Here is a 21,201-nt window from a genome sequence, read left to right on the forward strand (position 1 = left end):
GGTGCCGGTCGAACAGACGCCTCGCTGTCAGGCGCGGAACCCCGCAGCCGATTGGACCTACCCCCCGGCGATCTGAGGGACAGGAACCACATCAACGCGGTCGAGTGCTCGCCCTCGTGGGCGTCGACGAATCGCGAGGTTCCGTACCAGGACAGTTACCTGGAGGGGGTCACTTCTGGAGCGATCCGAGCTTCTCGATCAGCGCATCGGCTGCGGCGGACGAGGACGCGGGGTTCTGCCCGGTGATGAGGAGTCCGTCTTCGACGACGTACGACGCCCAGTCGTCGCCCTTGGAGAAGTTGCCGCCGAGCTTGGTGAGCTCGTCTTCGAGGAGGAACGGGACGACGTCGGTCAACTGGACGCCCTCTTCCTCGCTGTTGGTGAACCCGGTGACCTTCTTGCCCTGCACCAGCGGGGTGCCGTCTTCGTTGCGGACACGTCGCAGCACGCCGGGTGCGTGGCAGACGAGGGCGACGGGTTTGCCTGAGCGCAAGGTGTTTTCGATGAGGTGGATGGAGTCCTCGTCCTCAGCGAGGTCCCACAGGGGGCCGTGGCCGCCGGGGTAGAAGACGGTGTCGAAGTCGTCCGGGGACACCGAGTCGAGCCGGACCGTGTTCGCGAGTGCGGACTGGGCGTCGGTGTCGTCGTCGAAGCGGCGGGTCTGATCGGTCTGGGCATCGGGCTCGCTGCTCTTCGGATCGAGTGGGGGCTGGCCGCCCTTGGGTGAGGCGAGCGTGACGTCGGCGCCCGAGTCGATAAAGCGGTAGTACGGGGCCGCGAACTCCTCGAGCCAGAAGCCGGTCTTGTTGCCGGTGTCGCCCAGCTCGTCGTGGGAGGTGAGGACCATCAGTACTTTCATCGTGAACTCCTGTGTTCGTCGCGGGGCTGTCGGTGTTGAGTGTTCCCATCCTGGCCGGGTTCGAACCCCGTGGTTCGAGGTGGCTAGCAGGAACACATACGGCTCTCGGGAAGCCCACCGCCATAGAATTCCGCTCATGGAGATCACGGTGACGCTGGAGCACGTCGAGCCTGCGGTCTGGCGACGGTTCACCCTGCCCTCCGGCGCGACCTTGCCTGAGCTGCATGAAGTCCTGCAGGACGTCTTGGGTTGGGAGGACCGGCACCTACACGCATTCGTCACAGGCAACGGTCAGCGATACGAGATGCAGGTGTCCCTCGACGAATGGGACCACGGTGAGGACCTCGTCGAGGACGGTGTTCGCGTCGACGAGCTACTCGGTGACGGTCTCGAATACGAGTACGACTTCGGTGACGGGTGGAAACACCAGCTGGTCTGCGACAGCACCGTCGCCGATGACGGTCCTCCGAAATGTCTGGCCGGGGAGCGTGCGTGTCCACCCGAAGACTGCGGTGGACCGCATGGGTACGAGGAGCTGCTGGCGACACTCGCAGACCCGAGCCACCCCGAACACGAGCATATGAAGAACTGGGCAGGCGACTTCGCCAGCGAGCGGTTCGATGTGGACGAGGCGAACCGTCGGATCGCTGCACGGCAAGAAATCGCGGGACTGGCTGCGCATGCGCCGAAGCTGCTGCCGGTGCTCGACCGCGCACCTCTCCGCTATCACCCCAAACTGATCGATGCGCTGCGCCGGGTTGACTTCGGCGGCGCACCCGTCGACCCGGTCGTCGCAGCCGTCGCGATGGAGAAGATGACGTGGATGCTCGGTCGTCTCGGCAGCGACGGACTCGGGCTCACCGCCGCGGGTTACCTCGCACCCAAGGACGTCGTCGCAATCCGTGACGAGCTGGACTGGGGGCGCGAGTGGATCGGGGGGTCGAATCGGGAAGTGGACAATCAACCGGTCCACTGGCTCCGGCACGCGATGACCAACCTCGGGTTGGCGCGCGTGCTGAAGGGTCGACTGGTACGCACTCGCATGGGTGCAGCGCTCGCCGAAGACCCGGTCAAGTTATGGGTCCACGCCACCAGCAGGATGCCTGTCGGTCGCGAGGACTCCGAGAAGGAATCAGGTGTCCTCCTGATCGCCGCCGTCGCTGCAGGAATGATTGGAGGCGAACGCAATTCGCTCATGTTGCAGAGCATGGAAATCGGCGGCTGGAGAATTCCCGACCGTCAACGCAGCTACATGCAGTACGTCGCCCGCCCCACGCTGGACCTCCTGACGCTGATCGGCGCTGTCCCGTGGACGCTCGGCCGCGACAGTGAGATCCCGGAGTGGGGTCGCAGGTTCGCGGCTGATGCGTTGGTGGGCTGAGCCGCGCGCCTCGACGGTAGTTATCCACAGGTAGTTCGAGAGCAAACCGCTAGCGTATTCAATCCAACGGTTGACAACAGAACCGACGACGCGCACACTGATACTCAACCGAAAGGTTGAACATGACCGATCCACTGTCCAAAGTATTTGCAGCACTCAGTGATCCGATCCGCCGCGACATGGTGGGCAGGCTGTCCGACGCCGATGCGACGGTCAGCGAACTCGCCGAGCAGTACGACGTGAGCATGCAGGCCGTCTCCAAGCACCTCAAAGTGCTCGAGCGTGCCGGCTTGGTCAGTCGTGGCCGAGTAGCACAGACACGCCCCGTGCACCTCGAAGCGGAGGTCTTCGATCTGATGACGAAATGGATTGAGCGGTACCGCATCCGGGCCGAACAGCGCTACCAGCGCCTGGATGCAGTGCTTGCCGAGATGAACGAGAAACCACACCGAAAGGACACCGCATCATGAACGTTCGCGAGGCCACCATCGAGGCCGATGCCACACTGCCGATCATTCGCATCACCCGCGATTTCGACGCCACCCCAGCCCAATTGATGCGCGCGCATACCGATCCCGCAGTGTTCTCCCAATGGGTCGGACCTCGCGGCATGGACACCGAAATTCTCGAGTGGGACGCTCGCAACGGAGGTGCGTGGCGCTACGTTGCGCGCCAAGACGGTGAGGAATACGGGTTCCGCGGCTGCTTCCACACCGTCTCCGACGACGTCATCGTCCAGACCTTCACGTGGGAAGGCCAACCCGACGGCGTCTCGCTGGAGACCCTGCGCTTCGAGGATCTCGGCGACGGTCGTACCCGCTTGCGTGCCCAGTCGTTGGTCGACAGCTTCGAAAGCCGCGACGGCTGGCTGGCCTCGGGCATGGAGGCCGGCGTCAACGACGGCTATGCGCAGCTGGACGCGCTACTGGGCGAACTCTGATGGGTGCGATCGCAGAACTGTCACCCGCCGAACGTCACGCGGTGTTCGCAGCCGGATTCGGTGAACACGTTGCACAGGTGACTGATTGGGGCATGCCGACCCCGGTGGATGGATGGGTCGCGCGCGACGTCGTCGAGCACCTGATCGGGTGGTCACGCGGATTCCTGCGTGCGGGAGGTCTCGAGCTCGCGGTCGACCCGCAGACGTCCGTAGACCCAGTAGCAGCGTGGTCTGCTCACAGCGCAGATATTCAGTCGTTGCTCGACGGGCCCGATGCAACCGCGTCGTTCACCCATCCGTTCGCCGGAACGCACGCGCTCGCCGATGCCATCGACCGCTTCTACTCGACGGACGTCTACATGCACACATGGGACCTTGCGACGGCGCGAGGCGTCGACAGTGGGCTCGACCCAGACTTCGCCGCTCAGGTGGTCGACGGTATGGCAGGCATCGAGGAGATGCTGAGGTCGTCGGGTCAGTACGGCCCCGCGGTGCCTGTGCCGACCGACGCGGACCCGGTGACGCGGTTGGTCGGGTTCATCGGGCGAGATCCGCAGTGGACCCGGTGACGCTCGGGAACGCCGCGGTCACTTGACCAAACGACCAGATACCGGGTACTGACTCACTGTGCTCTCGCCGCCAGGAACGCCTCCGGGTCGATCAGATCCGCCTGCCCCACAATCGAACCCAGGTCCGCGATCCGCTCTACCCCGGTCAGCACCATCTCCTCTTCGACAGTGCCTTCGGCGTAGGCGTAGTAGCAGGTGGACGTCGTGTGCTGGTGGTCCTTGTCGATCCGGTTCGCGCGGCCCTCGATCTGGCGGATGTCGATGGGCGTCCACCGCGGGTCGTGGATGAGGGTGACGCGCGGGGCGAGGGTCGAGGTCGTGCCCTCGGGAAGAAGTAGCTCGTTGGTGTGCAGGTTGATGGCACTGGTCGTGGTGGAGATGATGACGGCGGCGTCCCCGGTCTGGAATCTGCGGATCTCGCGCTCCTGGTCGGGGCTGCTCATGCTGCCGTCGACCACGGCGACGGCGAGACCTTCGTCGCGCAACGTCTCGGCAAGCGCTGCAACAGTTTCGCGGTAGAACGCCGACACGAACACCTGGTTGCCGGCCTTGACCCAGGTGCGCACCTGATCTGCCGATGCCTCGATGCGTAGGTATGAACACTTCTGCCGGAAGCGCAGGGTGGCAGACCGGAGACTCGGATTCTTCTGCAGCACCCGATTCTTGTAGACCGGCAGTCCCACTTCCTTGCGGTAGTCGAGCCACGCGGAGTTGTAGAGCCGTTTCTGCGCGGCGGTGAGTTCCTGGCCGAGCGGTTCACGCGGGGTAGGCGGTGAGGGACGCGAAATCGACCACGGCACAGCCCCTCCCGAGAGCCAGCCGTGGACGGACGCGATGTCGCGTGCACGTTCGGCGGCGTCCGCGGGTTCCCATCGCCACGTCGCCAACCCGGTCGAGGCTTTGCCCGCTTTGATCGCGAAGCCGGACTCCTGAAGGAACTGTGCCCATTTCACGGTGAGGGCGTAGCCGAGGGAATCGTCGTCGCCGATGATCTCGGTGCCGCGTGACTGCTCGATCGCCCGCGCCATGTACGCGAAGTGCAGCGGTTGGTAGCCCGGTGTCGCGGACATCCACACCACCGCCCGCGCCGCCTCCTGGTACCGCCACAGGATTTGCGACTGCTGCGATTCGATGTTCATCAACGCATGCGACTCGTCGGCGACAACCACGTCGATCTCGAAGCGGAGTTCACCGAGCGTGATGGTCCGTTTGTTCTGTGTCCGTTTGCGTTTGCCCAGATCGGTGTCCTCGGGAACCGTCAGCAGCTTCTTCGTCGACTGGTAGGTGACGAGGAGCCAGCGCTTGCGATCCGGCGGGTCGATGTCCGCCTCGCTGTCGGCGATCGTGCGACGCCACCCCGGCAGCGCACCCTTCGGCGCCACCACCAGTACCGTCCCGATCTCGGCGGCCGACATCTGCCGAACCGCCTCACACACGGCGAGGGTCTTACCGAGGCCGGTCGAATCCATCTGCGTGAAATACGGAAAGCCGTTGTCCAGGGCGGCGAGGTGGCGTCGAACGGATTCGAGTTGGGTCTCGCGCGGCTGCATCGACCGCTCTCTGGTCTCTTCGTCACGCCACGTCTCGTTCGCGTCGTCCTCGAGCCAGCGCTGCAGGCTGTAGGGCATCGACTCGTACGGCTGCAGATACTCCGGCAACTCGGTTCCGTAGTACGCGAACACCCGGGGGCCCGGATACCAGCGAGCTCCCGCGGCACCGGCCGTTGACCGGTCCTCGAACGGGACGTCAAGGACCCAGACACGTTCTCCCGGATCGGGGACGCGTAGGTCGGGGGCAGCGGTCTTGGTGGTTCTACGCGGTGCCCGCTTCTTCGTGGTGCCCTTGAACTTGCGGGCAGCGCTGCTCTGACCGGCTCGGACGGTTCGGGTGGTGGTCGTTCGTTTACGCGGAGGCATCGGATCCAGTCTGTCGGACGGCGGCCCGGCAACAGTAAAGGAGCCCTCCGACACCGCGCCTGTCACAACTCGGCGAGCTACCCGGTCGTAGGGGTGACCGGCAGCCACCTGGGCTTCCGGCAATCCAGCGGAAGTAGTCACCATGCGCATCGTGGTCATCGGCGGAACGGGCCTGATCGGCTCGAAACTCGTCGCAAAGCTGAGCGACGAGGGACACGACGTCATCGCAGCGTCACCCAACTCGGGCGTCGACACCCTCACCGGCGAGGGATTGGCCGAGGTACTCGACGGAGCCGACGTCGTCGTCGACGTGTCGAATTCACCGTCGTTCGAGGACGCGGCCGTTCTCGACTTCTTCACCAGGGCGACGACGAACATACTTGCTGCCGAGGTTGTCGCCGGCGTCGGGCATCACGTTGCGCTGTCGGTGGTGGGGACCGAGCGGCTCGCCGACAGTGGGTATATGCGAGCGAAGGTGAAGCAGGAGAGCCTGATCGCGGAATCCTCGATTCCATACTCGATCGTCCACGCCACCCAGTTCTTCGAGTTTTTCAAGTCCATTGCACGAGGAGCGACGGTCGGCGACGAGGTGCGACTGTCACCCGCTCGCATCCAACCGATGGCTGCCGACGACGTGGCCGAGACCGTCGCACGCGTCACGCTCGGTGCCCCGTCGAACGCGACCGTCGAAGTCGGTGGACCCGAGATCTTCGCACTGAACGAGTTCGTCGCGCACGGACTGAAGGCGCACGGCGACCCACGCACCGTCGTTGCCGACCCGCAGGCACCATACTTCGGCGCGATCCTGACCGACCGCGAACTGATCCCCAACGATGACGCCCAGCGCGTGGAGACGACGTTCGATACGTGGCTCGCCGTCGACGTCGTCAGCGGACCGAAGCCCTGACCTCCCACGACGACGTGGCCGCCGCATGCTGCTCCGGCAACGCGCTCACACTCGGGAGCGTGATGTCGGAGGGCGTGTGGGTGGACATCGACATGGAGGGTCGGGTGTTCGGTCGAGCCGGTGTGGTCGATTTTCTTCTGGCGTTCTGTGCGGAACATGGGACAGTGAGCGTGGGATCAGTGAACGGTCGAGCGGGCCTCGTGCGCCGCGAGGCGAACCGAGTGAACGGAATTGTTGTGTTCTCCCTGCGGCGCAGTCTGATCGATCGGATGTGGTGCGTGCTGGCGCCTGCCAAGCTCGGACATTGGACGGCGTCGTGACATCCGAACTCGATTCAGCCACAGCGCTGTTCATGGATGCGCGTCCACAACTTTTCGGCATCGCCTACCGAATGTTGGGGAGTGCCGGCGAGGCCGAGGACATCGTTCAGGACGCGTGGCTGCGATGGCAGGCGTGTGACCGATCGACGGTGGTGAATCCGGTGGCATTCTTGTCGACGACTACCACGCGGCTGGCGATCAACGCGGTGCAGTCTGCTCGCGCTCGGCGCGAAACCTACGTCGGGCCATGGCTTCCCGAGCCGGTCGACACGAGCAACGATCCTTCGCTGGGTGCTGAACGCGGAGAGGCGCTGGAGTTCGCGGTGCTGATCCTCCTGGAGAAGCTCTCACCCACCGAGCGAGCTGCGTACGTGCTTCGGGAATCCTTCGAATACCCGTACAGGCAGATCGGGGAGATCATCGAGGTGTCGGAAGCCAATGCGCGCCAACTGGTCACTCGGGCACGTAGACATATCGCCACCGGACGGAGCGCGACGGTGCACGTCGATGACCGGCGTCGGTTGCTGACCGCCTTCGTCGACGCAGCGCAGACCGGCGACCTGGCCTCATTGAAGCGACTCTTCGTGGCCGACGTCGTCAGCTCGTCCGATGGTGGTGGTGTGGTGGGCACTCTCGCCGCTCGCATCCCGGTATGCGGCGACGCGAGGGTGGCGCAGTTCGTTGCGGCATTCGCCTCCCACTTCTGGACGGGCGCCGACATCCGCTGGGTCGAGGCGAACGGTGCGCCGGCGGCGTTGCTGTCGCGCGACGGTGTGCCGTACACATTGGTGACGGCGGAGGTGTCGCCGCAGGGGATCGAGCACGTGATGTGGGTTATGAATCCGTCGAAGCTGGGCGGGTTCGAGAGTGCTTCGCGAGATCGATAGTGCTGCAGGGCTATCGGGAAGAGATAAGGCTCTCGGAAACGTCTTCGCCTCGTCGTACCCTTCGTCAGTCCCGGAAGTAGGACCCGCTCGCCAAGTCGTCCAGCAATGTCGGCCCGGATGGATTCCAGCCCAACATCTTCTGGGTGATGGTGCTGGACCGATCGCCTACGTGGCGCTGCCCTCGAGCTGTCCCACGATCGGGGGTTCGAGCAGACGACGGCCGCCGACATCGCGGAGGCTGCCGGCGTCACCGAGCGAACATTCTTCCGCCACTACTCCGACAAACGCGAAGTGCTGTTCGGCGGGCAGGACTCGCTGCGTCAGGTGTTCGTCGGCGGAGTGGCTGCGGCCCCGGCGGAGTGGTCGGCTGTCGCCATCGTGGAGCACGTGGTCCATTCGATCGAGTCGTACTTCGATGCCGACCACCGGTCGAGTTCGCGCGTGCGCCAGGCTGTCATCGACGCGAATCCTGGCCTGCAGGAGCGCGAGTTGCTGAAGATGGCCTCGCTTGCCAGGGCGACCGCAGTGGCGCTCGGTGAGCGCGGCATTCCCGAGCCGCAGGCAACTCTGGCGGCGGAGTCCGGAGTGACGGCGTTCGGAGTTGCGTACCGGCAGTGGATCGCCGACGAGGAAGAGAGCTCGTTCGCCGCCTTCGTCGGTGAGGTCTTCGGAGTATTGCGGGCGGTGACGAAGGGGTAGTTTTCGAGAGCATTCTGTTCGCTATCGAATGTGCGAACGTCTCTCGATCAAAGCGAACCCGTCACGAAGTATGCGGCGCAACCGCTCCGGATGCGTCAGGTCCGACCATACCCAGCGCACCACATGCAGACCGAGTGCCCTCAGGCGATCCTCCCGAAGCTTCTCTTTCACCAGGGAGCTGTGATCGCCGTACTTGGTCAACCCGTCGAACTCGCCGATCATGAACTCCCAGTCGAAGTCCGTCCAGCCGATGACACCACGTCGGTCCATGAAGGTGTGCTGTAGTCGCGGTGCGGGCACCTCGGGCCACCGCGTCATCAGCGCCCGACTCCACGATTCGCCGATGCTCTCGGTCAGTGGACTCGCGAATTCGACTGCACGCCTCGCCATGGCGAGACCGTGACGTCGGCCCAGTCTCTCGAGCGGTTCGACGAAGTTTGCACCCAGGCGCAGCGCAGACTCCACCGCGCACACTGCTTGATCGAACGTTCCCCGGCATGCGATGTCGAGTGCCGTCCGCGCCGGCGTCGTCACCGGAATCGAGTCCACGACGGTGCAATCCTCTGGGGCCAGGGGGAACCGATACAACTTGCGCCGCGACGACGTCGTTCCGCCTCCGCGCCCGTCTGCGCTTTCGTGAACGCGCGAGCGGTCGGGCCGCAACAATGCGAGACCGTGCAACGCTGCGGCCGACTCGTGGCTGAGCACCCCGCTGATGCCGCGTTCCGCATAGGCCCGGACGGTGACCGCGTACTGCTCGTGCGGTGCCAACGCGTCCCAGTCGCTGCGGGTGACCGTGCATCCGCGCAGGATCGAGGCGCGTTCGCCTCGCATGCGGGCGGTCCGAAGCTGCTGATCAGTGATCCCGGCGGCGAGCGCGGCGCGGCGTGTGAGGTAGTCCACGAGATGGAGTGTGCAGGCAGCTGCTTGTCCGCTCGGCTCGCTGTGCCCAGTTATCCACAGGCGATCAGGCCGTTTCGAGAGCGCTCTGCGAGTTGGAGAGCACTGCAGGGCTAGCGAAGTTGCAAACAGCTCTCGAAATGCTGTGCCACGCGAATGTGGTGGACGAGCGGGCCGGGCTAAGTAGGGATCCGGCTGCTCATAGCAAACGCTATGTCGTTAAGATTTGGTAAGATCACTCATGGCCGGAAATCGACTCAGGGCGGTGGACTACGAGCAGCGGCCGTGGCGTCCCACCACGGAACTCACATCCCGGACGCAGAAGCGCCTGCACACCGGTCCGTACTCCTCCTCGATTCCCGCACGAATTGTCGACTTGGAGTTGGGTCTGGCGACCGACGTGATCGCCGAATCCGAAGATGCCCTGCGCGAGATCGTTCGGTTCGACGAGTACGCATCGCAGAAGTTGGGTCCGGGAGTCGAGCTAGCTCCGATGAGTTCGATTCTGTTGCGCACGGAGAGCGCGGCGTCGTCGCAGATCGAGAATCTGACCGTCGGGGCGCGAGGACTTGCGCTCGCCGAGTTGGGGCTTCCCGCTAATCGAAACGCATCCATCGTTGTAGGAAACGTTCGTGCCATGGAGGCTGCGATCGCCGCGCGTTCGGGCATAGACGCCGGCTCGATCCTGGCGATGCATCGCGCGCTGATGACTCCGACCGGTGACACTCACGCGGGGGAATGGCGACAGGAACAGGTCTGGATCGGGGGGTCGAACGTCGGTCCGCATCGCGCAGCATTCGTACCGCCCCATCATGATCGGCTCGCCGAATCGTTGACCGACCTGTTGGACTTTGCCAGTCGGACCGACCTTCCCGTTCTGCCCCATGTGGCGCTCACGCACGCTCAGTTCGAGACCATTCACCCCTTCACGGACGGCAACGGCAGAACTGGGCGTGCACTGGTCCACGTCATGCTTTACCGCAGCGATGCCGTCCAGCGGGTTACGGTCCCCCTGTCTGCCGGGCTGCTCACCGACACGCGGTCGTACTTCGACAGCCTCGACGCCTACCGAAGTGGCAAGGTGGAGCCCATCGTTCGCAGTTTCAACAACGCGACCTTTCACGCCGTAGCGAATGGACGGCAGTTGGTCGACGACCTGGTGGCAACCCGATTGCACTGGACCGAAAATGTTGTGGCACGCAGTGATTCGGTGGTGTGGGGGGCTGTCGACGCGCTCGTCGGGCAGCCCGTGATAGACAACGCATTCGTGCAGCGAACGTTCGGTGTGAGCGATATGGCTGCGCAACGGGCTATCGACAAATTGGTCGAGGCGCAGGTGCTTCGTCAGACGTCGAAAGGCCGTCGGAACAGAGTCTGGCAAGCCGATGACGTACTCACCGCACTCGACGAGTTCGCGGAGAGGGTGCGTCGGGCTGCGCTGTGAGATTCGCGGAGAGACCGAGACGGACCTCAGTAGTCGCCCGACGACTGACCGGTGACCCCGGTACCGATCCGAGTGAGGTGCACCCGGCGGGAGAGCCTGATGACCGGTCGAAGCATCAGCTGAGCCCACGGAATCCTATACGGCAGTTTCGAACACGATCTCCAACCCATCCTCCTCGTCCCACTGCTCGCCCACCTCGACGAACCCGAAGGTCGCGATCAGGGCGAGCGAGGGCGTGTTGTCGGGGCTGATGGTGGCGCGCACGGTGTGCACGTCCGGGTGTCGCTGCCCGACGCCCAGGAGCGTCTCAACGGACCGTCGTGCATATCCGCGCCTACGAAATTCGGGATCCACTCGGTACCCGATTTCCACCATGCCCGCCTCGTCGGGAGCGCCGTGAAAGCCGGCCACTCCGACCGGAAGGGAGATATCGGGGTCGACGATCAAGCGCGTGATCCATGTTGCGTCCGAAGGTGTCTGCGTGATCTGCCTACTTCGGAGGCGCCAGAGACCGCGGCATTCGATCCCCGCCAGATAGGGCGACACCCGTGGATCCGGATCACCTGCGGCGAGCGTGTACAGCGCGTCTGCCGGGACGGCGTCCAGGTGCATTCCCGATCGATGGTTCCAGGGTGTGCTCGACATCGTCACGACTCGACCCGCATGTCGACCATCACCCGCCAACGATGGCCCTGATGATCACGTAGAACAGCGACGGTCCGAGCAGGCAACCGATTCCGGTGTAGTACGTTGCGGTCATGGCGCCGTACGGAACCAGGCGTTTGTCGGTCGCGGCCAGTCCGCCAGCGACTCCGGACGTGGTGCCCATCAGTCCGCCGTAGGCCATCGCCGATTTTGCGTTGTTCAGCCCGATCAGACGCGCGATGAACGGTGTACCGATCATGACGACAACGGACTTCACGAGACCGGCTGCAACGGACAGTGCGATCACTTCCGAGCTCGCACCCACGGCGGTTCCTGTCACCGGTCCGACGATGTACGTTGCAGCGCCGGCGCCGATGGTCACCAATGATTCGGCGTCCCGGTAGCCGAATGCCGCGGCGATGGCTGCGCCGACGACGAAAGACACTGTCACGCCCAGGATGATCGACAGCACACCGGTGATGCCGGAGCGCTTGATCTCCTTGAGGTCGACGCCGAAGGCGGTGGACACGATGGCGAAGTCGCGCAGCATCGACCCGCCCAGCAGGGCGAGACCGGACAGCACTGCGAAGTCGGCAACGCCCTTCTCGCCCCCGGTGACCGTGCCGCCCCAATAAGCCAGTGCCAGGCCGAAAATGATCGCAATTGCGGACCCGTGCAAACGGCCGCGGGTCAGCGTCTTGGACAGGAATCCGGCCAGCAGCGTCAATGCGCCGACGACTACGAACGCCACCAACAAATCGTTCTTCTCGAAGACCGAGCTGAGCAGTTCCATATCAGGCCTCCTGCTTTTCTTGCTCGGTCAGCGGAGGCAACGGCTCGGACGGTGTGCCGATCTTGGCCAGCACCGGAACCAGAGCGGCGCCGGCAACCAGAGCTCCGAGGCCGGCGAGGATCGCCATCGGTCCGCCGCTGACGGCTGCCGCGACGTTCTGGATCGACGCCATGGCGATGACGATCGGGATGTACATTGCGCTCCAGAAAAAGATTCCCTGTTCACTTGCTTTGGGGAAGTGGCCCTTTCGGCGCAACCATTCGACGGCGAAGATCAACATGATCATCGCGAAGCCGACTCCGCCGACATTGGCATCGATGCCGAGCAGGGCGCCGATGACTTCACCGACAATCGTGCCGGACAGCATGCACAGCGCGAGCGCCGCAACTCCATAGAGAACCATCGTGTACTCCTACGTCGCGGATGTGAACAGATCGGCGTACTGCTTGCGCAGTTCGGCCTTTTGGACTTTGCCCATGACGTTGCGGGGCAGCGCCTCCACGACACGCACAGCTCGGGGATGTTTGAACCGGGCCAGATCGCCGGTGATGTGATCCATCAGTTCGTTGTCCTGCGGGCTCTCGCCCGGATTCGGAACCACCAGGGCGACAATGGTTTCACCGAAATCCGGATGCGGTACGCCGATGACGGCGGATTCGAGCACCTTGGGGTGGCTGTCGATGAGCTCTTCGATCTCGATGGGGTAAATGTTGTATCCCCCCGAAATCACCATGTCCTTGTCACGTCCGACGATGCACAGGTAGCCGTCCTCGTCGAACATGCCCAGATCCCCGGTGATGAAGAAGCCGTCGGAGCGGAACTCCGAGGCCGTCTTCTCGGGCATCTGCCAATAGCCCGCGAAGACGTTGGGGCCGCGTACCTCGATGCTGCCGACCTCGCCGTCCGGCAACGGCTTTGCAGAGTTACGGTCGACGACACGAATCTCCGTACCCGGCAACGCCTTGCCGACGGTTCCGGGTTTGCGGGGTCCGCCCTCGTACGGGTTCGTGCTGTTCATGCCCGTTTCGGTCATGCCGTAGCGCTCGAGAATGGAGTGGCCGGTGCGGGCCGAGAACGCCTTGTGGTCGCTGGCGAGCAGCGGCGCGGACCCCGAGACGAACAGGCGCATCGACGTGCACAGTTCGGGTGTGACCTTCTCGCTGTTCGCGAGCCGGGTATAGAAGGTGGGCACGCCCATCAGGACGGTGGAGTGTGGGAGGAGATCGATGATGGCATCGGCGTCGAACTTGGGCAGGAAGTGCATCGACGCGCCGGCTGCGAGTGTCATGTTGGCGGCAACGAACAGTCCGTGCACGTGAAAGATCGGCAATGCGTGGATCAGTCGGTCCTCGGACGTGAACTGCCACGCGTCGATCAAGGCCTCGCAGTTGGCGGCGAGGTTGCCGTGCGTGAGCACCGCGCCCTTGGAGCGCCCGGTAGTGCCGGAGGTGTAGAGGATGGCGGCAGGGTCATCGGTCGTGGCGTCGAAAATCTGGTCGTCCCGCTCGGTGCCGCTCAGTAGCGATCCGTCGCCCGACTCGCCGAGCGTTTCCAGTACGAGGCTGTCCTCGTACTCGGCGTACTCGCTCACCCGATCGGGCGCGCAGACCAGGACGCGAGGCTGCGCGTCGCCGATGAAATAGCGCATCTCCGAACCGGTGTAGGCAGTGTTCAGCGGCAGGAAGACGCCGCCGACCTGCAGCGTCGCCAGGTACAGCGCAATGGCCTCGGGAGATTTCGATACCTGCATCGCGACGCGGTCTCCCGGCGTCACACCGTCGGCTCGCAGTCGGGCAGCGATCTGCGCGACGACGTCGGAGGTGTCGCGGTAGCCGAGTGTGCGACCATCGGGCAGCTCGAAGAGTGGAGCGTCCGGTCGACGTCGCACCTGCTCGTCGAACAGTCGGAAGATGGTGGTGGCGTGGGTCATCAGCGGTGTTCCTTCTCTGTTGGGAAGCGTGTCGGCGAGCGCCTTCAGAGGACCGTCGACGGCGACCGTGCGCCGCCGCACGAAGTCCTCGTGCCTGCGTTCGAGCTGGTCGGGCTCGTAGAGGTAATTGACCATGGCCCCGTACGACTGCTGGCAGGCCTTGTCGGAGAGGTTCGCCGGCCAGTTCAGTCGCCACACAGTCGCGCCATTTCCGAGGTGGAAGCGGGCGACGGAGTCCACCGGGCGACCGTCGGCGCGTCGCTCGACTGTCAGATACTTCAGCAGGGCGGGAAACAATCGGTCGCCGGCTGCCGCACCGGAGTCCAACTCGGCCGCCAGCTCGGCGTCGCCGGTCTGCGGATCTTCGAGCCACTGCCGGAAGCCGGGGATCGGTGACAGCGTGACGAACCGATGTAGGTGCGGCAGTTGACTTTTCACCTGCTCGATGACCTGTTTGATCAGGGAACTGCCGAACGAGACCCCCGCCAGACCGTCGAGAGCGTTGTTGATCGAATACAGCGCGGCGGTGTCTGCGCTCGACGGGTCGAGGGCGGCAGCAGGTTCCAGTAGTGGACCGATACGGTCGGGCACACCCTGCACCAAAGCGACTTCGACGAAGATCAGCGGCACGTCACCTGTTGCCGGGTGGAAGAAGGCGAAGACGCGGCGGTCCTCGGGTTCGATTCGACGACGAAGTTCCTCTTCGGTCGTCATCGGGTGGACTGATTCGTAGTGCATCAGGTGCCGGTGCAGTTCGATCGGTGAGTCCCAGGTGACCTCGGTCATCTGCAGGAATCCGCGGTTGAACCAGGATTTCAGAAGATGGTGGAAGTCGTGGTCGAGTGCACGCAGGCGCGGGTCGGTGCGCATCAGCCGGCGTAGATCGGACCGCATCTCGACCAGTGCCAATGTCGCGCCGGGCGCGTGGTTGATGCGACGGAGCAACTGCTGGCGAGCCGGCTCGACGGCGTCGAAAAGCTCGATGGTCTGTGCGCTGGTATCGGTGCCGGCGCTGCGGACGCCCTCCCACTGCCGGAAGGCGGCCCGAACTCGGTCGGCGTCGACGTCGTACGCGGTGGTGACGTGCTGGAAGAAGCGCAGCTTGTCGGCATCGTCGAGTCCCGCGTAGTCGGCCAAGGCCTCGGTCGCAACGGCGCGAATCGACGCCTCACCGACGTCGCTCATCAGGATTTCGCATGCTTCGAGCAGCGCGTTCAGTGGTTGGCCGTGTTCGGATTCCATGGCACGTCCTTGTCCAAGCGGTATATTTCGAAGCGCGTGATATATATAACAGCGACGGTAGCGGATAATTGTGAGCTGCACCACCCCTTGGATCGGTTAATCTATTTCGCAGGAGGTGGCCATGATTCGAGTTCCCGAATCCCAGCGAGTGCGCGATGCGCTGGAGAACGCCGTCCTCGACGGCCACTACCGGCCGGGCGCACGCCTCGATCCGACCCAACTCGAAAAAGAGTTCGGCTGCTCACGCACGCCCATCCGTGAGGCGCTGCAGGCGCTCGAGCGGTCGGGTCTGGTGCAAATTCGTCCCAAGCAAGGCACGTACGTCACCGAACTCGGTATCTCGGAAGTGGCCGAGCGTTTCGAGGTGATGGCCGAACTGGAGGGCATGGCTGCGCGACTCGCGGCGGGCCGTATCGAACGCGACGCACTCGCCGAACTCGAAGTGGCACTGCAGGAATGCGAGGAGCACGCAATCAGCGGCAACGCGGATGCGTACTACTACGCGAACGCGCGCTTCCACGGCATCATCAACGATTCGTGTGGCAACGACTACCTGCGTCAACAGGCATTTGCGTTGAAGCGGGTACTGCAGCCCTACCGACGACTCCAGTTGCGTGTACCCGACAGGATGCGGCGGTCGATGGCAGAACACCGGGTCATTGCCGACGCGATCGCCCGCGGAGACGCGGCTGCCGCCGAGACCGCGGCACGGGACCACGTATTGGTTCAGGTGAAGGAGTTCAGCAACCTCGTGCGAACGTGGCGCCAGTTGTCGGCGAGCTGACTCACAGATCCTCGATATCGATCAGCCCGTCCTGCAGTGCCCGGCACAGCAACGATGCCTTGGTCGACGCGGACCGCCCACAGTCCTCGTACTTGTCCCGGATTCTCGCGATGTGCGTGCTGAGCGTCGAGGGCGCGATGAACAACCGCCGCGCGGCCTTGCTTTTCGAATCACACAACAACCATTCCCGCAGTACTGCTATTTCGCGGGGGCTCAGGGCGGGCCGTTCGAACGGCGGCGAAAGCGGGGGAGCGGTCACCCTCGGAACGCTAGTGAGGGCGGCCCGGAACGGACAGACGCGACTTTTCGTGACACCAGTTCGGGGGTCACGGTTACGTGCTGAAAGTATCGACTCCGTTCGCGTCGATGCTGATTCGCCTCGACGACGAATCCTCGACGTAGACCGACGCCACCGTCTCGCGGCCCGGCGGGAGAATTCGCACTCGCACCGCGCCGGACTGAGCCGACGCCAGGACCGTTGCCACCTGAGATCGCACGCGATCGACCACCCAGGGGTCCGCGTCGTCCAGACCTCCATCATCGATCAGAAGGACTTCGACCCCACGTCGACGGGCTTCGAGTGCGGCCTCGTCGACCAGCGGTGTCGACAGAGCCGGTGCACGGAGATGATCCCGCAGATGAGCTTCCAACAGCTCGCACTCGATGCGCTCGTGGACGGTGAGTGGAATGTCGCTGGCTATTCGGGTCAGGAGCGGCCTGGCCAGACGGTCGAGCCGATTGCGTTGCTCGGTGCGCTCGGCAACGGCTGCTGCCAACGCGGACTGTTCTTCGATCTGCCGCTCCGACCGGGCGCGCAACGTGAACACGGCCTTTGCGGTGGGACGGAGGGTGAAGGACAGGATTGTGGCCATCGCCAAGGGGGTGGCGTCGATGACGACCTTGCCCGCTTCTGCGGCGAATGTGCTTCCTGTCCAGGATCCCCATGCGCCGTAGATCGCGATCATCGCAAACAGGCTGAGCCATGGTGGAATTCGCCGACCCCGAACGCACATGAAACACAGAACGGTGGTCGCTGCTCCGTGGGTCCAGCCTTGTAGGGGCGTCACCATCGGGACGGGGAGCACCCACAGCACAAGTACCGATGCGAGCGGTCCGATCGAGGACAGTGCGAGAGTTGTGCTGCGCGGCAACGGATCACCGGGCGCTGCGATCAACGCGATCACCCCGGCGGAGATGAGCGCCACCGCCCCGACGACGGGCCAGACGGAGCTGACACCCTGAAGGTTCGCGAAGGCTGACACCGAGATCGCGACGATGTACACGACGACAACTACCTTGGCTGCCTGCGTGTGCATCCCGAGGAGGGTGCGAACGTCCTGCTCCGGCGTCACTGTGCGGCTGTCCAGGACACACTGACGCGGGTGCCGTGATCGGGGCGCGAGACGACGGACGACGAGCCACCGGGAAGTTGGCGCAACCGTCCGTGAATGCTCACCGCAATTCCCAACCGGTGTGGAGGAACGCTCGCCGGATCGAAGCCCACGCCGTCGTCGGCGATCTCGATCCGAAGTGAAGGACCCTCCGCCAGGGCGACACGGACTGATCGCGTCGTTAATGGACCGGCGTGAACAACGCTGTTACGGAGCGCTTCCGACGTCGCCGACGCCAGGGTGCGGACAACCCCGGCGGGGAAGACGACATCAGGCAGCTGAGTGTCGACGTCGACGCGCAGACCCGGGTCGATGGCGGCCACCACCGCCTGGATCACCGCCACGCTCTGCGCAGCACCGAGTTGCTGATCGTCGTCGGCTCCCGACTGCATGTCGTCGATGGCATCGAGTGTTCGCGACGCCTGACGTGCCAGCTCCACTGAGCTGCCCTCACGAGCGGCGGCCAACAGCGTCGACATCACGCTGTCGTGAGTGAGCTCGTCGAACCGGCGTCGCTCGTCGGCGCGGGCGCGCACGGCACCGGTCTCCGCAGCGTCGACGAAGGCCTGATTGCGGGTACGGTCCAGCACCCCGGCCGTGCGGATGGCCATGATGCCGGCCGCGACCGGCACGATGCAGAACGCGAACGAGAACGCGATCTCGGGATAGAGGGGGCCATTGAATGCAGGGGCGCGGACCTCGTGGTTGATAGCTGCGGCGCCGACCACCACCACGCCCAGAGTCAGAAACGCCCATCTGGGCCGCCACGCTGCGGCTGCTGCAAGTCCCGGTAGACCGATGAATTGCGAGAACCACATGCCTTTGTTGTTCTCGATCAACCCACCGTTCCATCCGACGGGCCAGAGTGCCAGCGAGACAAAGCATCCAATCACGGACGTAGCGGCGAGGACGCGGAGCTGCGCCTCGGACGATCGCCATCCCAGCACACCCATGGCGATGCCGGGGCCGAAGAAAGCCGGTAGCGCAACCACATTCCACCAGGGGGCCGTCACCGCGAATGCACGATGAATGTCAGGCGCCAGCATGCCGAGGTAGAAAACGTAGCCGATGCCGAGGAAGATGGAGAATTGTTGCGTGATGCGGAGGGAAGCAGAGGAATTCAGGGGGTCGAGGGGAGCAGTCTGCAGACGCTCCTCCATCCGACCATGAGAGCACGAGCCGTGCGGAACTGTCTGTCCTACGTTCGAATGACTGGAAGTACTTTCGATGTGAGGATGGGTACATGGAGTCGCTGCGCATCGCCGTCGGGCAACCGCTGGTCGGTACCGACCTGTCGGCGTCGGTCAGCGCACACGCCGCGCTCGTACTGGCGGCGCGAGCCGACGTGATGGTCTTCCCCGAGATGTCGCTGACCGGTTATCGCCTCGACGCCGATCCGGTGGACCTCGACGGATTGAACGAACTCGTCCTCGCGTGCAGAGCGGTGGTGACGTACGCGTTGGTGGGGGCTCCGATCGAGCACGACGGACAACGAGCCATCGCAATACTGCGGGTCGATTCCGATGGCGTCAGCGTCGCGTACCGAAAATCGTTTCTCGCCGAGGACGAGAAGTCGCATTTCGAGGCCGGCCCCGGTGCCACGGCCATCGAGATCGACGGATGGCGATTCGGCTTGGGCGTCTGCAAAGACACCGGAGTCGACGAACACATCACCGCCACAGCAGCTCTGGACGTCGACGTCTACGCGTGTGGCGTGGTGCATCATCGGTCTGAACTCGCGGAGCAACGCCGGCGAGCAACGGACATCGCCTCTCGTTGCGACGCGTACGTCGCGATGGCCAGTTTCGCGGGACCGACCGGCGAAGGGTACGACCGGGCTGCGGGCCACTCGTCGATCGTGTCGCCGTACGGCGAGACGCTGGCGCAGGCAAGCGAACTCGCCGGCGACTACACCGCGGTCACGATACATCAGTCCTTGTAGTACACCAGCTGATGTCCGGTGGCGAGGAGAGTGCCTGCGGTGCTCCATAATTCGGCTGTCTGGTCGTGGTACCCGCGGTGGAACCGTCGTGCGTGGGCGGTGGCCAGGAGGAAGTCGTCGCCCTGCGCGGCGAGGTCGTCGGCGGTCGCGAAGAAGTGGACAGTCAGCGAGATGGTGCCGGCGGACAGGTACTTCCCGCGTCGCTGAAAGACGCGGGGGTAGAAGGTGTCGCTCAGCGACGTCAGCGCAGCGAAGTCCAGCGGGCGCGGCGGATTGTCTCTGATCCACAGTGTGCCGACCGAATCGGCCGCTTCGGTCTCGGTGAGAGCGCCTCTCAGGTAGCGCATCTCGTAGTTCGCGGCCCACGCGATCATCGTCGGGAAGTCGATCGGATCGATACCGTCGGGTCCTGGAACGTCCGGTTGCACGGCCTCGTCGGAATCCCAGGTGTCGCGGCGGGTGCCGAACACGGCGGTGGCCGTCGTCGCGATCGTTCCGTTCTGGTGCAGTTCGATGTACCAGTGCTGGTTGCTGCGATTGGTTCGCACTGCGCGCGTGGTGATCTCGAAGTCGCCCTCGGCGATGGGGCCGGCGAAGTTCACCGTGACGATCAGCGGATCACCGTGACGGTCCGGGTGTAGCTCGACTGCACGGACGAGCAGTGCGGCAGTCAGTCCACCGAACGGCCCGACCATGTTGTTGAACGGTGCGGAGGTCCGTCCGCGATAGTTGCCGTCTCCCAGGCTTTCCAGCGCGAGGGCGTCGTCGAAGTTGTGGGTCATTTCTTCTTCGTTCCCGGCAGGAAACCGGCGTCGATCACGGCCTTCACGTACGGGCGAACGCTGGTGATGAGCTCGTCCGCGTCGGGCACGTCGTTCCACACGGCCGAGGCCATGATGTCGGTGCGGTCCTCGATGTGCTGATCGAGGGTGACGCCGTCGGCGGTCAAGGTTTCTGCGCCGTCGGCAACCGACAGCAACCCACGCTCGACGAGACGCTGTGCGGCGGAATCCCATTCGTCGTCGGACCATCCGCGCGTCAGCTGGGTGATGCGTCGACCGAGTCCGCCGCGACGGATGTCGGGATCCAGATGCTTGGCCTCGTGGAACACGTTCGCTTCCGTCGGGTCCAACTGGGCGTCGACCAAGGCGGCGAGATGACCGTCGCCGCGCCACTCCCGCAGCACCGCAATTGAATGCCACAGTTTCAGGTGGGGTGCGTCCGGGCGCTCCGAGGAATGCCACGCGGCGGCCAGTGGGCGGCCCGCGAAGGACGCGGTGTCGCCGATGTCACGCAGTCGGTCCGCCACCTCGACGAGATGAGGTTCGTCGACGAGCGGTCCGAGGGCGTCACCAAGTACGCGGTCGAGTGCGGCCCACCGACGGGCAGCAATGGTATCGAGGCCGGCATCCAGGGCCTTGGGCCACGAACGGTCGATCAACGTCGGGTTGAAGTTGTAGAACGCCGCCGCGACGACGCTCGGGGCGCACGCCCCCATCGGAGCTGCGCGAGATCCGACGTACCAGGCATGCCCGTCGAGCCCGGTGTCCGTCCCCGCCTGGGTCAGGTCGGGGTTGAAATACGCGGTGATGTGATACCGCTCGAACGTCTTGTAGGCAGCGCGTGCGAGCTCCGGCGAGGTGGTCATGAGT

At 64.4% G+C, this 21,201-nt stretch carries 23 protein-coding genes; 11 read left to right on the plus strand and 12 right to left on the minus strand.

The window, feature by feature from the left end; translation table 11 throughout:
* Nucleotides 1–169: 169 nt before the first annotated feature.
* Nucleotides 170–859, minus strand: a complete 690-nt coding sequence (locus AC59JP_RS21965) for a type 1 glutamine amidotransferase domain-containing protein (RefSeq protein ID WP_497327965.1) — start codon at nucleotides 857–859, stop codon at nucleotides 170–172.
* A 136-nt stretch (nucleotides 860–995) separates the two neighbouring features.
* Here AC59JP_RS21965 and AC59JP_RS21970 point away from each other — a divergent pair, with 136 nt between their 5' ends.
* From AC59JP_RS21970 to AC59JP_RS21985, 4 genes are all read left to right on the plus strand, one after another.
* The gene (locus tag AC59JP_RS21970) at nucleotides 996–2,240 is read left to right on the plus strand and encodes a plasmid pRiA4b ORF-3 family protein (protein WP_497327966.1); all 1,245 of its coding nucleotides are present in this window, start codon (nucleotides 996–998) and stop codon (nucleotides 2,238–2,240) included.
* Between the two features lie 122 nt (nucleotides 2,241–2,362).
* A complete protein-coding gene (locus AC59JP_RS21975; protein WP_497327967.1) occupies nucleotides 2,363–2,710 on the plus strand; it encodes an ArsR/SmtB family transcription factor in 348 nt (115 codons plus the stop codon).
* Entirely contained in the window at nucleotides 2,707–3,180 is a 474-nt protein-coding gene (locus AC59JP_RS21980; protein ID WP_497327968.1) for an SRPBCC family protein, read from the plus strand. The genes AC59JP_RS21975 and AC59JP_RS21980 overlap by 4 nt, the downstream gene beginning before the upstream one ends.
* A complete protein-coding gene (locus AC59JP_RS21985) occupies nucleotides 3,177–3,749 on the plus strand; it encodes a TIGR03086 family metal-binding protein (RefSeq protein ID WP_497328169.1) in 573 nt (190 codons plus the stop codon). The genes AC59JP_RS21980 and AC59JP_RS21985 overlap by 4 nt, the downstream gene beginning before the upstream one ends.
* Nucleotides 3,750–3,802: 53 nt before the next feature.
* On the opposite strand, the gene AC59JP_RS21990 is transcribed toward AC59JP_RS21985, so the two are convergent.
* Nucleotides 3,803–5,665, minus strand: a complete 1,863-nt coding sequence (locus AC59JP_RS21990) for a helicase-related protein (protein ID WP_497327969.1) — start codon at nucleotides 5,663–5,665, stop codon at nucleotides 3,803–3,805.
* Between the two features lie 142 nt (nucleotides 5,666–5,807).
* Between AC59JP_RS21990 and AC59JP_RS21995 the strand changes: the two genes are divergently transcribed.
* The 4 genes from AC59JP_RS21995 to AC59JP_RS22010 all read left to right on the plus strand — a co-directional run bounded on the left by AC59JP_RS21995 (nucleotide 5,808) and on the right by AC59JP_RS22010 (nucleotide 8,478).
* Entirely contained in the window at nucleotides 5,808–6,572 is a 765-nt protein-coding gene (locus AC59JP_RS21995) for an SDR family oxidoreductase (protein ID WP_497327970.1), read from the plus strand.
* The gene (locus AC59JP_RS22000) at nucleotides 6,533–6,892 is read left to right on the plus strand and encodes a hypothetical protein (protein WP_497327971.1); all 360 of its coding nucleotides are present in this window, start codon (nucleotides 6,533–6,535) and stop codon (nucleotides 6,890–6,892) included. The genes AC59JP_RS21995 and AC59JP_RS22000 overlap by 40 nt, the downstream gene beginning before the upstream one ends.
* Nucleotides 6,889–7,779: an RNA polymerase sigma-70 factor gene (locus AC59JP_RS22005; protein WP_497327972.1), complete on the plus strand. Its 891-nt coding sequence runs from the start codon at nucleotides 6,889–6,891 to the stop codon at nucleotides 7,777–7,779. The genes AC59JP_RS22000 and AC59JP_RS22005 overlap by 4 nt, the downstream gene beginning before the upstream one ends.
* Nucleotides 7,780–8,070: 291 nt before the next feature.
* Nucleotides 8,071–8,478: an acyl-CoA-like ligand-binding transcription factor gene (locus AC59JP_RS22010; RefSeq protein ID WP_497327973.1), complete on the plus strand. Its 408-nt coding sequence runs from the start codon at nucleotides 8,071–8,073 to the stop codon at nucleotides 8,476–8,478.
* A gap of 21 nt (nucleotides 8,479–8,499) precedes the next feature.
* Here AC59JP_RS22010 and AC59JP_RS22015 read toward each other — a convergent pair whose 3' ends face one another.
* The gene (locus AC59JP_RS22015) at nucleotides 8,500–9,381 is read right to left on the minus strand and encodes a type IV toxin-antitoxin system AbiEi family antitoxin (RefSeq protein WP_497327974.1); all 882 of its coding nucleotides are present in this window, start codon (nucleotides 9,379–9,381) and stop codon (nucleotides 8,500–8,502) included.
* A gap of 238 nt (nucleotides 9,382–9,619) precedes the next feature.
* On the opposite strand from AC59JP_RS22015, the gene AC59JP_RS22020 reads away from it, so the two are divergent.
* A complete protein-coding gene (locus AC59JP_RS22020; RefSeq protein ID WP_497327975.1) occupies nucleotides 9,620–10,822 on the plus strand; it encodes a Fic family protein in 1,203 nt (400 codons plus the stop codon).
* Between the two features lie 135 nt (nucleotides 10,823–10,957).
* Here AC59JP_RS22020 and AC59JP_RS22025 read toward each other — a convergent pair whose 3' ends face one another.
* From AC59JP_RS22025 to AC59JP_RS22040, 4 genes are read right to left on the minus strand one after another with little or no spacing between them, the layout of a single operon-like run.
* Nucleotides 10,958–11,467: a GNAT family N-acetyltransferase gene (locus AC59JP_RS22025; protein WP_497327976.1), complete on the minus strand. Its 510-nt coding sequence runs from the start codon at nucleotides 11,465–11,467 to the stop codon at nucleotides 10,958–10,960.
* 28 nt (nucleotides 11,468–11,495) lie between these two features.
* The gene (madM, locus tag AC59JP_RS22030; RefSeq protein WP_497327977.1) at nucleotides 11,496–12,260 is read right to left on the minus strand and encodes a malonate transporter subunit MadM; all 765 of its coding nucleotides are present in this window, start codon (nucleotides 12,258–12,260) and stop codon (nucleotides 11,496–11,498) included.
* 1 nt (nucleotide 12,261) lies between these two features.
* Complete coding sequence (madL, locus tag AC59JP_RS22035) at nucleotides 12,262–12,663, minus strand: malonate transporter subunit MadL (RefSeq protein ID WP_497327978.1); 402 nt, start codon at nucleotides 12,661–12,663, stop codon at nucleotides 12,262–12,264.
* Between the two features lie 9 nt (nucleotides 12,664–12,672).
* Nucleotides 12,673–15,432 carry an AMP-binding protein gene (locus AC59JP_RS22040; RefSeq protein ID WP_497327979.1) on the minus strand — a complete coding sequence of 920 codons (2,760 nt, stop codon included), beginning with the start codon at nucleotides 15,430–15,432 and terminating at the stop codon, nucleotides 12,673–12,675.
* Nucleotides 15,433–15,553: 121 nt separating this feature from the next.
* On the opposite strand from AC59JP_RS22040, the gene AC59JP_RS22045 reads away from it, so the two are divergent.
* Complete coding sequence (locus tag AC59JP_RS22045; RefSeq protein WP_497327980.1) at nucleotides 15,554–16,216, plus strand: GntR family transcriptional regulator; 663 nt, start codon at nucleotides 15,554–15,556, stop codon at nucleotides 16,214–16,216.
* Nucleotide 16,217: 1 nt separating this feature from the next.
* On the opposite strand, the gene AC59JP_RS22050 is transcribed toward AC59JP_RS22045, so the two are convergent.
* The 3 genes from AC59JP_RS22050 to AC59JP_RS22060 all read right to left on the minus strand — a co-directional run bounded on the left by AC59JP_RS22050 (nucleotide 16,218) and on the right by AC59JP_RS22060 (nucleotide 18,767).
* Nucleotides 16,218–16,475, minus strand: a complete 258-nt coding sequence (locus AC59JP_RS22050) for a response regulator transcription factor (protein ID WP_497327981.1) — start codon at nucleotides 16,473–16,475, stop codon at nucleotides 16,218–16,220.
* 73 nt (nucleotides 16,476–16,548) lie between these two features.
* A complete protein-coding gene (locus AC59JP_RS22055) occupies nucleotides 16,549–17,568 on the minus strand; it encodes a DUF8320 family protein (protein WP_497327982.1) in 1,020 nt (339 codons plus the stop codon).
* Nucleotides 17,565–18,767 carry a sensor histidine kinase gene (locus tag AC59JP_RS22060; RefSeq protein ID WP_497327983.1) on the minus strand — a complete coding sequence of 401 codons (1,203 nt, stop codon included), beginning with the start codon at nucleotides 18,765–18,767 and terminating at the stop codon, nucleotides 17,565–17,567. The genes AC59JP_RS22055 and AC59JP_RS22060 overlap by 4 nt, the downstream gene beginning before the upstream one ends.
* A gap of 83 nt (nucleotides 18,768–18,850) precedes the next feature.
* Between AC59JP_RS22060 and AC59JP_RS22065 the strand changes: the two genes are divergently transcribed.
* Nucleotides 18,851–19,549 (plus strand): carbon-nitrogen hydrolase family protein, encoded by a 699-nt coding sequence (locus AC59JP_RS22065; protein WP_497327984.1) that lies wholly within the window; start codon nucleotides 18,851–18,853, stop codon nucleotides 19,547–19,549.
* Here AC59JP_RS22065 and AC59JP_RS22070 read toward each other — a convergent pair.
* Both AC59JP_RS22070 and AC59JP_RS22075 read right to left on the minus strand, forming a co-directional pair.
* Nucleotides 19,537–20,331, minus strand: coding sequence for an acyl-CoA thioesterase (locus AC59JP_RS22070; RefSeq protein ID WP_497327985.1), 795 nt, complete (start codon nucleotides 20,329–20,331; stop codon nucleotides 19,537–19,539). The genes AC59JP_RS22065 and AC59JP_RS22070 overlap by 13 nt on opposite strands.
* Complete coding sequence (locus AC59JP_RS22075) at nucleotides 20,328–21,197, minus strand: SCO6745 family protein (protein WP_497327986.1); 870 nt, start codon at nucleotides 21,195–21,197, stop codon at nucleotides 20,328–20,330. Before AC59JP_RS22075 ends, AC59JP_RS22070 begins: the two co-directional genes overlap by 4 nt.
* Nucleotides 21,198–21,201: the final 4 nt, after the last annotated feature.

It is taken from the genome of Rhodococcus sp. 320_ES (assembly GCF_059691855.1).